Raw genomic sequence first — 14,028 nt, forward strand, 5'->3', positions numbered from 1 at the left:
GGCATCTGTCCGGATTGGCCGGGAGGCGGAATAGGTCACACCAGGCGTCGATCGGCCGCCCAGCGGGACAATTCGTACCGGTTGGACATCTGGAGCTTGCGGAGCACGTTCGACACGTGCGTCTCGACCGTCTTGATCGAGATGTAGAGCTCCTTGGCGATCTCCTTGTACGCGTACCCCCGGGCGAGCAGCCGGAGCACCTCGCGCTCCCGGTTGGTCAGCTGGTCCAGCTCGGGGTCGGCCACCGGGGCGTCCGGCCGGGCGGCGAAGGCGTCCAGCACGAACCCGGCCAGCCGGGGACTGAACACCGCGTCGCCGTCGGCCACCCGGCGGATCGCCGCGGCCAGTTCGTCCGGCGAGATGGTCTTGGTGACGTAGCCCCGGGCACCGGCCCGGATCAGCCCGATCACGTCCTCGGCCGCGTCCGAGACGCTCAGCGCCAGGAACTTCACCTGCGGGTGGGTACGCCGCATCGCGTCCAGCACCGCGCGGCCACCGCCGTCGGGCATGTGCACGTCGAGCAGGACCACGTCGGGCAGGGTGGCGGCGATCCGGCTGACCGCCTCGGCCACGGTGCTCGCCTCGCCCACCACCTCGACGTGCGCGCCCAGTTCGGCGCGGACCCCCGCGCGGAACATGGCGTGGTCGTCGACGAGGAACACCCGCAGCCGTTCCGCGCCGGCACCCGCTCCCTCGACCGGTTCCATCGACTGCTCGGCCATCACTTGTCCCTTTCCGCCGTGGACGAGTCCCGGGAGATCGGCAGGATCAACCGGACCTCGGTCCCCTCCCCCGGCTCGGACCGGATCTCCGCCCGGCCGCCGTGCCGCTTCATCCGCCCGATGATCGAACCCCGGACACCGTGCCGGTGATCCTCCACCGTAGCCGGGTCGAAGCCCTTCCCCCGGTCCCGGACGAAGACGCTGACCTGATCGGGCTCGACCTCGGCGTAGAGCGAGACGGTCTGCACGCCGGCGTGCCGGGCCGCGTTCACCAGCGCCTCACGAGCGGCCGCGACCAGCGCGCCGACCCGCTCGTCGGTCTCCCGGTCGCCGACCACCACCGCCTCGACGGTGATCGCGAAGGTGTCCTCCACCTCGGCGGCGGCCTGCTCCAGCGCGGCGGCGAAGCGCTCGGTCGGCGACCCGGTCGGCTTGTAGAGCCAGTTCCGCAGCGAGCGTTCCTGGCCGCGGGCGAGCCGCTGCACCGTCTTCACGTCGCTGGCGTTGCGCTGGATCAGCGCGAGGGTGTGCAGTACCTGGTCGTGCACCATCGCCGCCAGCTCGGCCCGCTCCTGTTCGCGGATGCGCCCCTCGCGCTCGGAGCGGAGCTGGTTCCAGGTCCGCCAGAGCACCGGCGCGGCCACCACGCCGACCCCGGCCAGCCCGACCAGCGCGAAGATGACCCCGTTGAGCACGGCGTCGAAGTTCTGCGCCGGGGAGTAGACAGCGGCCACGCCGATGATGCCGACCGCGACCAGCACCCCGCCGCCGATGAACCGGAGCACGAAGGCCCGCCGGTCGCTCTCCTCCACCACCGCGCCCAGCCACGGCACCGGCATCGACTCGCCCCACCGCCGGCGCCGCTCCGGGGCCGACTGGTGCCAGATCACGCCGGCGCCGACCGCGATGATCGCGACCAGCCAGCCGGCGGTGCCGGCCGCGCCGACCGAGTCGAAGACCATCACCTGGACCAGCAGCACGCCGAGGCCGATCGCCACGAACGGCAGCAGCTGGGCGACGTCCCGCCGGGGCGGCACCGCGGTGTCGCCCGGCCGCAGCGGCACCACCGCCCAGAACGCCGCGTAGAGCAGCAGCCCGAGCCCGCTCAGCCCGAGCAGCACCATGAAGGCGATCCGCACCCGGACCACCGAGATGCCGAGATGGTCGGCGATGCCGGCGGCCACCCCGGCGGCCATCCGGTGCTCCGGGGCGCGGTAGAGGCGCGGTGGCTGGGTCACGGTGCTGATCGGAGGCTCCCTGGTCGGCTGGGCACGGGGCGGGCGGCGGTCCGCTGCCGGCGCCGGTTCGATCGTCACACGCTGCGCCGCCGCCCGGCCACGGGGACGCCCCCGACATTCGGGGTGCCGGGATCTCAGGGTGGGGTCAGGGTCGGTTCCTGAGGCCGTCCGGGCGGTCGGCGCAGCAGGATCGAGGGCATGACCGAGGAAGCTGCCCAGTCTCCCCGTCCCGGGGCGGCGCAGCCGGGTGGACCGCCACCCGGCACACCCGCCGGCGGGACCGCGTCCGGCACGTTCGGGACGCCGCCGCCGGTGGGCGCGCCCGGTGGCGCCGCGGGGACGCCGCCACCACCTGGCGCGGGGACGCCGCCGCCCGGCCCGGGCGCGCCGCCACCGCCGGGCGCTGCCGGCTTCACCACGCGGTACGGGCTGGTGCGCCCGCGCGACGGTCGTTACCTGGCCGGCGTCTGCGCGGCGATCGGCCGGGCCACCAACACCGACCCGGTGCTGTGGCGGGTGCTGCTCGCGGTGCTCGGCTTCTTCGGCGGCATCGGCATCCTGGTGTACGTCACCGCGTGGCTGATCATCCCCGGCGAGGGCGACAGCGCCTCCCCGGTCGAGTCGATGCTGGGCCGGGGCCGGTCGAGCATGTCCCCGGTCACCGTGATCGTGCTCAGCATCCTGGTCGCGGTCAGCTTCGGCTACATCGTCACCGACGCGTTCCGCGCGGTGCTGCTCGGCGCGGCCATCCTGATCGGCGGCGCGCTGCTGCTCAACCGGGAGAACCAGGGCCGGCCGGCGGCGGGACCGGTCCCGCCGGCCCCGGCGCCGCCGCCCGGCCCGGTCCCGCCGGTCAGCTACCCCGCCCCGGCCGCGTACCCGGCGCCGGCGGCCGGGCCGGTCGCGCCCGCCGCGGCACCCGCCCCGGCGACCGGTGAGCCGGGCGCGCCGCCGGTCTCCGGCCAGCCGGCCGAGGCCACCGCCGAGCTGCCCGCCTGGCCGCCGGCCGCCCCCACCCAGGGCCACCCCCCGGTGGCCGGCCCGGCCACCGGCTGGCCGCCCGCCGCGCCCACCTCCGGCTGGCCCGCGCCGACCAGCGGGCAGCCGGTCACCGCGCCGCCGCCGGCCGGCTACCGGCCGCCGTTCGCCCCGCACGGGCCGTACGCCGGGCAGACCGCGCCCGCACCCAAGCCGCCCAAGCCGCCGAAGCCGCCGAAGCCGCCGAAGCGGCCGCGCGAGCGGTCCCCGCTGGGTGCGGTGACGTTCTCGCTGATCTTCCTCGCCCTGGGCGTGGTCGCCGTGCTGGACCTGCTGGACGTCTTCGCCGTCGGCGCGTCGGCGTACTTCGCGGCGGCGCTGGCCACCATCGGTCTCGGCCTGCTGGTCGGCACCTGGTTCGGCCGGGCCCGCTGGCTGATCGCGCTCGGCCTGGTGACCGCCGCCGCGCTGGCCGTGGCCACCGTCGCCGAGTCGTACGACCGGGTGCGCGGCGTGGACGGTGCGGTGACCTGGGCACCGACCGACTACCGCGACCTCGCCGTCCGGTACGAGAACAGCTTCGGCGACGCCGTGCTCGACCTGCGTGCGGTCGACTTCGACAAGAAGGACACCGAGATCACCGTCTCGATCAACTTCGGTGAGGCCACCGTGGTGGTGCCGCCGAACGTGGACGTCACAACGGTCGCGGATGTCAACGCCGGTGACGCGAACGTCTTCGGCCGGCGCTCGGGCGGGCTGGACGGCCCGCTGCGGGAGACCACGGACCTGGGCCCGGACGGTCCCGGTGGCGGCAAGCTGCGCCTCTACATCCACGTCAACGCCGGCAACCTGGAGGTGACCCGGTGAAGGCCCACCGCACGGACGTCGTCTCGTTCGCCTTCGGGCTGATCTTCGTCGGGCTCGCCGCCTGGTGGCTGCTCGCGCAACTGCTCGGGCTGGCCCTGCCGCCGGTGGGCTGGTTCCTGGCCGGCGCGCTGATCCTCATCGGCCTGCTCGGCCTGCTCGGCGCGCTGCGCTCGGGCCGCTCGGCCAACCGCGAGGAGCAGCCCGGCACACCGGCCACCGAAGAGCCGGCCGCCGGCACCGCCGCTGCCGGGGACGCCGCCGGTACCGACGAGGCGGCCGGCGCCACGGGCGTCGACCCGACGGCCTGGGACCTGCCGGCGGTCCCCGGTCGACCGCTCTCCGACGCCGGCGAGCCGAGCTGGCCGACCGCGGACACCGACGGGTCGGGCTGGCCGGCCGCCCGGTCCGAGTGGGAGGTGTCCGCTCCGATGTCCGGTGCCCCGGTGTCGGGCCCGGGCCGGGCCGGCCGGGACGAGGCCGACGAGTGGCCCACCGAGGCGGTCACCGACCGGCCGGTCGACGGGGTCGAGGACCGGCCCGCCGACGAGGACCGGCCGCCAGGCATGGACCGACCCGACGGGGAGCGGGAGAACCCGCCGGCCACCGAGGAGCCGTCCGAGCGGCCCGCCGGGGCGCCGGTCACCGGGCCGCCGGCCGGCGAGGAACGGTCCCGCGGCTGACCGCTGCCGGTGCGACCCCGGCCCGGGGCCGCCTATGCTGGCCGGTGGAGATTTCGCCTTCGCCGGCCGGCCGTGCCGCCGTGGCGGTCCCGCCGCGATGCCCGTCGCTACCCCGTCAGGAGCCCGTCCGACATGACCCAGTCCCCCGCCGTGCGCACCCCCGGCCGGTCCGGTCCGGTCCGCTTCGGCGAGCGAGCCGCCCGTACCCTCGTCGCCGAGCTCGCCCGGATCAACGACCCGAAGGCCGCCCTGCTGGTCGGCGCCGCCCCGGAGTCCGCGGTGCTGGCAGCGGCGATCGAGGCGCTGCTGCCGGGTGACACGCTCACCCTCGTGCCGGCCGGGACGGCCAGTTCGGCCGGGCTGCGGGAGCACGTGACCGCCCAGGGCCGCTGGGTCGCCGAGCGGGTCCGGGTGGTGGACACGCTCGCCGAGGCCGAGCCCGCCGCCGTGGTCGTCGCGGGCGAGGCGTTCGTCGGCACCGCCGACGAGGCCCGCAACAGCATCGAGTCCCTGACGAAGTACCTCGCCGACGGCGGGGTGCTCAGCGTGGCCACCGCCCCCGGCCGTACCGCCGGAGCGGCGGCCGAACTCGACCGGCAGAGCGCGCTGTACGGGGTCGGCAACGACCTGGTGCTGCGCAACAACCCGCCGGTACGGGTGCACCGGCTGCGCTTCACCCCGGCCGACGTCGCCACGGCGGACCGGCTGGCCCCGGCCTACCGCCCGTCGAGCGTGCCGCTGACCCGGACCATGCACATCGACTCGAACGGGGTGGCCGCGGCCGGTATCACCCTCGGGCTGGCCGCGCTGGCCCGCCTCGCCCGGCCCAAGTCGAAGCTCTGGCTGCTGCCCGCGCTGGCCGCCGCTCCGGTGGCGGCGTTCTTCCGGGACCCGGAGCGGGACGTGCCCGAGGACCCGTCGGCCGTGGTCGCCAGCGCCGACGGCCAGGTGCTGTCGGTGCAGCGGCTGCACGACGAGCGCTTCGGCGACGGCGAGTGGCTGCGGATCGCGGTCTTCCTGTCGGTGCTGGACGTGCACGTCAACCGGTCCCCGGTTGCCGGCAAGGTGGTGGACTACTTCGTCGCCGACGGCGGTTTCGTCAACGCGATGAAGCCGGACGCGGAGCACAACGTGGCGGCGTACACGGTGCTGGACACCACCCACGGCACGGTCGTGGTGGCGCAGCGGACCGGCCTGATCGCCCGCCGGATCGTGCAGCGGGCCCCGGTCGGCACGCTGCTGGCCCGGGGCGAACGCTTCGGGCTGATCCGGTTCGGCTCGCGGACCGACGTCTACCTGCCCGCCGAGGCCGCCGAGCCGCTGGTCGGCCCGGGCGACAAGGTGGTCGGCGGGTCGACGGTCATCGCCCGCTGGCGCTGAGCAGACGCGGAAGGGGGGCGCCGCTGGTAGCGGCGCCCCCCTTCGCGATGTCCGGGTCAGGCGGTGCGGCGTTGGCGCAGCCAGAGCACCGGGCCGCTGACCAGGTAGCCGACCACGACCAGGGCGAAGGTCAGCCGGACGTCGACCAGCGCGCCGATCACCGGAGCCAGCCACACCCACGGCGGCAGCTTGACCAGCCGGGCGAGCTTGGCGTACGGGAAGCTGGAGACCATCGTGAAGGCCAGCACGGCCACCCCGGCCACCAGCACCGGGCCCGGCACGGGCAGCCCGATGGCGACGGTCAGCGCGAGCACCGCGGCGGCCATCGTGGTGGGCACCCCGCAGAAGAACCTGCCGTCCTTGGGCGAGACGTTGAACCGGGCCAGCCGGATCGCCGCGCACGCCGCGACCAGCGCGCAGGCCACCGCGGCGGCGGGCGTGGAGACCGAACCGGCGAGCGAGGCGTAGACCACCACCGGGGCGGCGAGGCCGAACGAGCACATGTCGGCGAGCGAGTCCATCTGCGCGCCGAACGGGCTGGCCACGCCGAGCTTGCGGGCGAGCGCGCCGTCCAGCCCGTCGAAGGCGACGCAGGCGATCAGGCAGAGCGCGGCCACCCGCACCTCGCCCTGCATGGCGAGGAAGATCGCCAGCATGCCGAGCATCAGGCTGGCCAGGGTGCACGCGTTGACCACCGCGAACTTCATCCGGCGGCCGGCCGTCCGCTCGCCGGGCAGCAGCGGGATCGACATCGAGGGTGACTCGTCGACCGGCGCGGCGGGCGCGAGGGCCGGGCTGACCGGCATGACCGCCTCGACCTCGGCTCGACGGATCCGGCTCAGGCCGTACCGGCGACCGGGTCGGTCGGCGTAACGGTGCTCCGGCAGCGCGACGTCGGTGGCGGACTGGGGACCGCCGTCACGGCGACCCACCCGGACCAGCAGCACCTGGCGGGCGAACGTGCTGCTGCGGCGCAACGGGCCCGCCCAGCGACGCCCTGCGGGGCGCGGACTGTCAGTCGTACGACGCCGGCGCCATAGGGCTCTCGGCACGTTTCCTCCATCACCGGATCGGCTGGCCGCCGCGAGGGCGGGAGCGTCCGGCTGTCTCGTGCCGGACCGCTTCGGCCCGGCAGCCGTTTTGCGGAGTACACCATCGCATAGGGGAACGGGGATTGGCGATAGCTGCCGGCGGTACTTATATCTCCCTTAAACCGCGCGAACCGCTCTCTTCTTCCCATCCCGGGCTGCATCGCCCGTTTCCTCCACCAACCCCACCCCGACTGTACCGGAGCGGGCCAACCTCAGCTCGGTGGGCGGGTGCTGTCCGCCCGGCCGTCCGGTTCCCGCCACGCAACGGTGACCGGCGGGGCCGTCAGCGCCCCGGACGCGGGACCACCTTCGCGGCGATCTCGGTGAGCGGGAGGCCGGCGAGCTGCTCCGGGGTGAACCAGGCGGCCCGAGCGGTGGAGCCGCCGGCCAGCTCGGTCACCCGCGCCTCGGTGGGCGCGTCCACCGCCACCCGGTAGATCACCCGGACGCCGTGCCAGTCCAGCGGGCGCCCCTCCGGGCCGAGGGCGGCGGGGTTGTGCAGGTTGTCCACCCCGATCAGCTCGACCACCCGGCCGAGCTGGCCGCCCTCCTCGACCAGCTCCCGCAGCAGCGCGGCGACCGGCTGCTCGCCGTGGTCGGTGCCGCCGCCGGGCAGGTGCCACCGACCCGCCCCCGGGTAGCCGTCCGCGATCATCGTCAGCAGCACCCGCCCGGCCGGGTCGGTCACCAGCCCGTACGCCCCGAAGCGCAGCCGCCGGTCGGGGTGCGGCGGGGCGGCCTGCCGGGCCGGCAGCGACCGGGGCAGGCCGGGCGGCAGGGGCGACACGGGCAGCCCGAGCAGCTCGGCGGTGAACGGCATCAGCGGCACCCCGGCCGCCTCGGCGGGGGTGAACCGGGCCAGTTCGTCGCTGCCGCCAGCCGGCTCCGGCCGCGGCTCGCCGCCCCGCACGACGACGTCGAAGACCAACCGGTCGGTGTGCACGGCGACGCCGTCGTCGGGGAAGGTGGTCACGTCCGCCAGGACAGCCCGCAGCCCGGTCACCTCGACGGTGAGGCCGGTCTCCTCGGCGAACTCGCGGACCACGGCGTGCGCCGGGTGCTCGGCGTGCTCCACCCCGCCGCCCGGCAGCTGCCAGACCCCCGGGTACGGGCACTCGGCCGAGCCCCGGGCCAGCAGCACCCGCCCGGCGTCCTCGCACACCCCGTACGCCGCCACCCGCCGCGCTTCCCGGACCACCCGCCGCTCCCCCGCACCGCCGGCTCCACCCCGTCGATCATGAGGTTAGCGGTACCCGGGTCGGCGTGTCGCCCGGTCAAACTCATGATCAACGCGGCTGGAGGCGGAACCGGGTCAGGCGAGACGGGCGGCCTGGACGGCCTCGGCGGTGACCTCGGTGAGCCGGTCGGTGGGCAGGGCGCCCAGCTCGGCCGGGGCGAACCAGCGGGCCTCGCAGGTGGAACCGCCGACGTCGGCGACCGTGGGCGGAGCGGGCTGGTCGACCACCACCCGGTAGAACGCGCGGACGCCGTGCCAGTCGATCGGGTAGCCCTCGGGGCCGAGCGAGGCGGCGTCCCGGTGGCTGGCCACCCCGAGCAGCTCGACCAGCCGCCCGGTCTGCCCGGTCTCCTCGACCAGTTCCCGGATCAGCGCCGCGCCCGGCTGCTCGCCGTAGTCGGTGCCGCCGCCGGGCAGGTGCCAGCAGCCCGCGCCGGGGTAGCCGTCGGCCACCCGGGTGAGCAGCACCCGCCCCTCCGGATCGGTGCAGACCGCGTACGCGGCGAAGCGCTGCGCCCGGTGCAGCCCGTCGGGGCCGGGCACCGCGTAGAAGGAGGGGAACTCCGGCGGCTCGTCCGGCACCACGTCGGCCGAGGAGGCGGGCAGGTCGAGCGCGCGCGCGGTGAACGAGCGCAGCGGCAGCTCGGCGGCCTCCTCCCGGGTGAACCAGCGGGCCAGGTCGGTCGGCCGGTCGACCCGGTCGGTGAGCGTCCCGCCACGGACCGATACCCGGTAGATCAGCCGGTCGGTGTGGATGGTGATGCCCCGCTCGGGCAACGCCCGCATGTCGGCCAGCACGTCGTCGAGGCCGTCGACGGTGACCGAGAGCCCGGTCTCGGCAGCGGTCTCCCGGACCACCGTGTGGTTCGGGTCCTCGCCGTGGTCGACCGCCCCGCCGGGCAGCGACCAGGTGCCCGGTGTGCCGGACCGCTCCGACGCGCGGACCAGCAACACCCGGCCGATCGGGTCAGCACAGACTGCGTATGCCGCGATCCTGCGGAGCGGCTTGAGCGTGGTGGTCACGAGAGGAAATTCTCCCCGGCGCCGGTTACCGGCATCGAAAAGAGTCAGATTCCTGACTCAATGCTCCCGAATCAGGGGCCGGTCAGGGTAGAGGTCCGGGCGGTCACCGAGGTCGATCCGGCCGGCCGCGCGGAGGGTTGAGGCATGACACACACCAGCCCTCCCCAGGCCCCGTACAAGCAGCTCCGCCGCCCGACCACCGACCGGATGGTGGCCGGGGTGGCCAGCGGCCTCGGCCGCTACTTCGCCGTCGACCCCACCCTGGTCCGGGTCGTGTTCGCCGTCACCGGCCTGCTCACCGGCGGGCTCGCGCTGCTCGCGTACCCGATCATGTGGTTCCTGATGCCGGAGGAGCCGGCGGACGCCCCCGCGTGGCCGAACCCGGCGGAGACCGCGCCACCCACCGTGGCGCAGCCGGCGCCGCCGGCCTACCCGCCGGCCGGGTGAGCCGGAGTCACTCCCACTCGATGGTGCCCGGCGGCTTGCTGGTCACGTCCAGCACCACCCGGTTGACCTCGGCGACCTCGTTGGTGATCCGGGTGGAGATCTTCGCGACCACCTCGTACGGCAGCCGGGACCAGTCGGCGGTCATCGCGTCCTCGCTGGAGACCGGGCGCAGCACCACGGGATGCCCGTAGCTGCGCCCGTCGCCCTGCACCCCGACGCTGCGCACGTCGGCCAGGAGCACCACCGGGAACTGCCAGACGCCCCGGTCCAGCCCGGCCGCGGTCAACTCCTCGCGGGCGATCAGGTCGGCCCGGCGCAGCACGTCCAGCCGCTCGCGGTCCACCGCGCCGATGATCCGGATGGCCAGGCCCGGCCCCGGGAACGGGTGCCGCCAGACCATCGCCTCGGGCAGGCCGAGCTGGAGGCCGAGCGTGCGGACCTCGTCCTTGAAGAGCGTGCGCAGCGGCTCGACCAGGGCGAACTTCAGGTCCTCCGGGAGACCACCGACGTTGTGGTGGCTCTTGATATTGGCGGTGCCGGTGCCGCCGCCGGATTCCACCACGTCCGGGTAGAGGGTGCCCTGCACCAGGAACTCGACGTCGCCGTGCGCGGCGACCTCGCGGGCCGCGGCCTCGAAGACCCGGATGAACTCCCGGCCGATGATCTTGCGCTTCTGCTCCGGGTCGGTCACCCCGGCCAGCGCGCCGAGGAACCGGTCGGCGGCGTCGACCACCTTCAGCTTGATGCCGGTGGCGGCGACGTAGTCCTTCTCCACCTGCTCGGCCTCACCGGCGCGGAGCAGGCCGTGGTCGACGAAGACGCAGGTGAGCTGGTCACCGACGGCCTTGTGCACCAGCGCGGCGGCGACCGCCGAGTCGACCCCGCCGCTCAGGCCGCAGATGACCTCCTTGTCACCGACCTGCTCGCGGATCCGGGCCACCTGCTCGTCGATGATGTTCTCCGGCGTCCAGGTGGGCTCGATGCCGGCGATGTCGTAGAGGAACCGGCGGAGCATCTCCTGGCCGTGCGCGGTGTGCCCGACCTCCGGGTGGAACTGCACGCCGGCGCGGCGGCCGGCCAGGTCCTCGAACGCGGCGACCGGCGCGCCCGCCGACTCGGCGGTCACCGTGAAGCCGGCCGGGGCCTCGGTGACGCAGTCGCCGTGGCTCATCCAGACCGGCAGGTCGTCCGGCAGCTCGCGGAGCAGCACGCCGGCCTCGGGGCGGGCGCGCAGCGGGGTGCCGCCGTACTCGCGGTTGCCGGTGCGGGCCACCGTGCCGCCGAGCGCCTGGGCCATCGCCTGGAAGCCGTAGCAGATGCCGAAGACCGGCACCCCGGCGTCGAACATGCCGGCGTCGATCTGCGGCGCCTCCGGGGCGTAGACGCTGGCCGGGCCGCCGGAGAGAATGATCGCGGCCGGGTCCCGGGCCAGCATCTCGGCCACCGGCATCGAGTGCGGCACGATCTCCGAGTAGACGTTGGCCTCGCGCACCCGGCGCGCGATGAGCTGGGCGTACTGGGCTCCGAAGTCCACCACGAGGACGGGGCGAGGCGTGCTCATGGCAGCAAATCCTACCGACGACGCCGCTGCGGTCCCCGCCGGTCCGTCACCGCGCCGCAGCGTTCCCACCGCGGGGCCGGGCGACGTCGTCCTCGACCGCCGGGGCGTACCCCTCGGCGACGCTGACCTTGCGCGCGATGACCCCGAGCAACACGCCGTACACGACCTTGGAGGTGATGTCGGCCACGGTGTAGGTGATCTGTCGCGCCACGACGCCGTCGGCGGAGTCCCACATGGCCGGCATCAGGTAGGCGCCCGGATAGAGCATCCAGGAGGCGAGCACCAGCCACCAGACGGCCCGGGCGACGCCCCGGGCCGACTCCGGTAGCCGGGTCAGGCTGCCGAAGATCACCCGGGCCACCAGGGCGAGCAGGAACAGGAAGAACGCCGTGCTGACCAGGCCCCAGATCCAGTACGGCGCCGAGCGGTCCGCCTCGTGGAACTGCCCGGCGTAGCCGGTGTAGATCATCCCGAGGCCGCCGACGACGAACATCACCCAGTTCCGGTGGAACGCCCGGCCGGTGACCCCCAGCACGATGAGCAACTGGATCAGCAGGACGGGGACGTCGATGGACCAGTTCATGTACCGGTAGCCGTTGGAGAAGAGCACGTCCGACTGGACGTAGGCCGTCCCGTTCCAGGTGAACGCCTGGCGCCAGCGTTCCGCGAGCACCCACAGCTCGAAGAAGGCCGACACCATCACCACGGCGGAGAGCACCGATGCGAGCTGGTAGCGCGGCGCGGCCGAGCCACGGGTGGCGAGGAAGTAGACCAGCCCGGCAGCCATCACCGCGAAGCCCAGCGTGAGCACGTGGGACACCAGCGTGTACTGGACGACGTTGTAGCCGAACAGATTCTCGACGTTCATGGCGACATCAGAGCTCACCGCCGAATCGCATCTATTAGACATATTGGTCTTTTCGTGTGTATAGGATATCTGTACCGGACGGCACGGGCTTCCCGAACGACCACCCGCCGGCAACGGAGACCGGGGCGCCGCCGGGGCGGAAGGCCGGTCGAACGGGTGTGGCACGCCTGAACGGGGCCGAGGAGCGGGCATGACCGAGTGGTGGCTGTGGATGTACGTCGCCGCCATGGCCGCCGGGGTCGTGCTGTTCACCCGCTGGCAGGCCAACCCGCGGGGAGTCCCGCTCGGCGAGTACCGGGTGGCGATCGCGATCCCGCTCTGGTCCGGCTTCTGGTACCTGGTCATGGCGCTGGGCGGCGGCCGGGCGGAGGTGGCCGGCCACACGCTCTACTGGGCCCGGTACGTCGACTGGGCGGTCACCGCCCCCCTGCTGCTGGTGGCGTTGATGCTCACCGCGACGCACTCGCTGCCCGGGCGCCGCTGGGGACTGGCCGGTGCCCTCGTCGGGACGAACCTGGTGGTGTTCCTCAGCGGGGTGACCGCCGAGCTCGCGGCGGACGCCACGATCCGGTACACCCTGTTCACGATCGGGGTCGTGGCGTTCCTCGGGCTCTATGGCCTGGTCTGGGGACCGCTGCGCGCCCACGCGCACCGCCAGCCGGAACCGATCGCTGCGGTGTACACGGAGGCCGCCCTGGTGCTCAGCGTGCTCTGGGTGGGCTACCCCCTGTTCTGGATGATCGGCCCGACCGGTCTCGGCCTGATCAGCTCCGCCACCACCAGCCTGCTCTTCGTCCTGCTGTCCATCCTCACGAAGGTGGGCTGGAGCATCCTCGATCTCGGCCGGCTACGCGCCCTGTCCGACCGTGGTCACCTCACCGTCGTCTGACCCGGCGCGCGGGGTCGGCCCCCGAGTGCCGATGGCGGACGGCCGGACCGCACGGCCGCCGTCGGGCGCGACCGACGCGGCGGAGGGCCCGCGAATACCGGACCGGCTGCTGCGGCGCGCCGGGACGGTGTCGCAGCTCGCGCTCGGCGGACTGCTGGCACTGTCGCCGCTGATCGACGCCGACGGGCCGGTCAGCTCGCCGGCCATCCTGCTCGCGGGGCTGCTCCTCGGGCTCCCGCACGGCGCCGTCGACCACCTGGTGCCCGCCTGGCTGTCGGCGCGCGCCCGCCCGGTGTCGGCGCGCGTGGCGCTGCTGGTCGCCTACCCGGCCGTGGCCGGCGCCGGGCTGGCGGCCTTCCGGGCCGCGCCGGACCTGGCGCTGGTCGGCTTTCTCATCGTGTCGGTTGTCCACTTCGGCACCGCCGACGAGGCGTTCCATGCCGAGCGGGACCGTCGACCGATCCGGCCGAGGGTGGCCGCCGTGCTCGCGTACGGGGGACCGCCGGTGGTCGTCCCGTTGGCGCTGTGGCGGGACCAGGTCGACCCGTTGCTGGCGGCGGTGGCCCCACGGGCACCGGCGCTGCTCACCGTCGAGGTGAGGACGCTGGCACTGGCCACCGTGCTGTGCGCGGTCGCGGTCACCGCGATCCGGGACGTGCGTGCCGGCCGCGCCCGGGACGCCGTCCCACCGGCCCTGCTCGCCGCGCTGTTCAGCACCGTGCCGCCGGCCCTGGCCATCGGGGCGTACTTCGCGGCCTGGCACTCCTGCCGTCACGTCGCCCGGTTGCTGCGACACGATCCGGGGAACGCGGCCGACCTGGCGGCCGGGCGGGTCGGACCGCCGCTGCGTCGCTTCGCCCGGCAGGCGGCGGCCCCCACGGTGATCGCCGTCGCCGCTCTGCTCGCCCTGGTCACCTGGCCCGGCCACCGGGCGGACCCGCTGCCCGCGACGGTCGCCGTGCTGGCCGCGCTGACCCTCCCGCACACGGCACTGGTCGCCTGGACGGACCGGCGCGTACCCGTGCTCCGACGCCCGACCGGTTGACC

The 14,028-nt window shown here is 74.6% G+C and carries 12 protein-coding genes and 1 pseudogene; 6 read left to right on the forward strand and 7 right to left on the reverse strand.

Features of this window, described 5'->3' with window-relative positions:
* Nucleotides 1-35: 35 nt before the first annotated feature.
* Together FHX32_RS05405 and FHX32_RS05410 are read right to left on the reverse strand one after the other, a co-directional pair.
* Nucleotides 36-722: a response regulator transcription factor gene (locus tag FHX32_RS05405; protein ID WP_167179736.1), complete on the reverse strand. Its 687-nt coding sequence runs from the start codon at nucleotides 720-722 to the stop codon at nucleotides 36-38.
* Nucleotides 722-1,918, reverse strand: coding sequence for a PspC domain-containing protein (locus FHX32_RS05410; protein ID WP_208418359.1), 1,197 nt, complete (start codon nucleotides 1,916-1,918; stop codon nucleotides 722-724). The genes FHX32_RS05405 and FHX32_RS05410 overlap by 1 nt, the downstream gene beginning before the upstream one ends.
* A gap of 240 nt (nucleotides 1,919-2,158) precedes the next feature.
* On the opposite strand from FHX32_RS05410, the gene FHX32_RS05415 reads away from it, so the two are divergent.
* The 3 genes and pseudogenes from FHX32_RS05415 to FHX32_RS05425 all read left to right on the forward strand — a co-directional run bounded on the left by FHX32_RS05415 (nucleotide 2,159) and on the right by FHX32_RS05425 (nucleotide 5,865).
* Nucleotides 2,159-3,805, forward strand: a complete 1,647-nt coding sequence (locus FHX32_RS05415; RefSeq protein ID WP_167179737.1) for a PspC domain-containing protein — start codon at nucleotides 2,159-2,161, stop codon at nucleotides 3,803-3,805.
* Nucleotides 3,802-4,068 (forward strand): annotated as a pseudogene (locus FHX32_RS34890) (hypothetical protein); the annotation flags it as partial. The gene FHX32_RS05415 and the pseudogene FHX32_RS34890, both read left to right, overlap by 4 nt.
* 549 nt (nucleotides 4,069-4,617) lie before the next feature.
* Nucleotides 4,618-5,865: a phosphatidylserine decarboxylase gene (locus FHX32_RS05425; RefSeq protein ID WP_167179738.1), complete on the forward strand. Its 1,248-nt coding sequence runs from the start codon at nucleotides 4,618-4,620 to the stop codon at nucleotides 5,863-5,865.
* A gap of 56 nt (nucleotides 5,866-5,921) precedes the next feature.
* Here FHX32_RS05425 and FHX32_RS05430 read toward each other — a convergent pair whose 3' ends face one another.
* The 3 genes from FHX32_RS05430 to FHX32_RS05440 all read right to left on the reverse strand — a co-directional run bounded on the left by FHX32_RS05430 (nucleotide 5,922) and on the right by FHX32_RS05440 (nucleotide 9,216).
* Nucleotides 5,922-6,842 (reverse strand): CDP-alcohol phosphatidyltransferase family protein, encoded by a 921-nt coding sequence (locus FHX32_RS05430; protein WP_167179739.1) that lies wholly within the window; start codon nucleotides 6,840-6,842, stop codon nucleotides 5,922-5,924.
* A 397-nt stretch (nucleotides 6,843-7,239) separates the two neighbouring features.
* A complete protein-coding gene (locus tag FHX32_RS05435) occupies nucleotides 7,240-8,154 on the reverse strand; it encodes an NUDIX domain-containing protein (protein WP_167179740.1) in 915 nt (304 codons plus the stop codon).
* Nucleotides 8,155-8,268: 114 nt separating this feature from the next.
* Entirely contained in the window at nucleotides 8,269-9,216 is a 948-nt protein-coding gene (locus FHX32_RS05440; protein ID WP_167179741.1) for an NUDIX domain-containing protein, read from the reverse strand.
* A 144-nt stretch (nucleotides 9,217-9,360) separates the two neighbouring features.
* Between FHX32_RS05440 and FHX32_RS05445 the strand changes: the two genes are divergently transcribed.
* The gene (locus FHX32_RS05445; protein ID WP_167179742.1) at nucleotides 9,361-9,663 is read left to right on the forward strand and encodes a PspC domain-containing protein; all 303 of its coding nucleotides are present in this window, start codon (nucleotides 9,361-9,363) and stop codon (nucleotides 9,661-9,663) included.
* A 7-nt stretch (nucleotides 9,664-9,670) separates the two neighbouring features.
* Here the strand turns inward: FHX32_RS05445 and guaA are convergent, their stop codons facing one another.
* Nucleotides 9,671-11,224 (reverse strand): glutamine-hydrolyzing GMP synthase, encoded by a 1,554-nt coding sequence (guaA, locus tag FHX32_RS05450; protein ID WP_167179743.1) that lies wholly within the window; start codon nucleotides 11,222-11,224, stop codon nucleotides 9,671-9,673.
* A 46-nt stretch (nucleotides 11,225-11,270) separates the two neighbouring features.
* Nucleotides 11,271-12,092: a bacteriorhodopsin gene (locus FHX32_RS05455; RefSeq protein ID WP_167179744.1), complete on the reverse strand. Its 822-nt coding sequence runs from the start codon at nucleotides 12,090-12,092 to the stop codon at nucleotides 11,271-11,273.
* A 190-nt stretch (nucleotides 12,093-12,282) separates the two neighbouring features.
* Between FHX32_RS05455 and FHX32_RS05460 the strand changes: the two genes are divergently transcribed.
* Entirely contained in the window at nucleotides 12,283-12,981 is a 699-nt protein-coding gene (locus FHX32_RS05460) for a bacteriorhodopsin (RefSeq protein WP_167179745.1), read from the forward strand.
* A gap of 31 nt (nucleotides 12,982-13,012) precedes the next feature.
* Complete coding sequence (locus tag FHX32_RS05465) at nucleotides 13,013-14,026, forward strand: Brp/Blh family beta-carotene 15,15'-dioxygenase (protein ID WP_167179746.1); 1,014 nt, start codon at nucleotides 13,013-13,015, stop codon at nucleotides 14,024-14,026.
* Nucleotides 14,027-14,028 lie beyond the last annotated feature (2 nt).

Source organism: Micromonospora sp. CNZ280 (assembly GCF_011759515.1).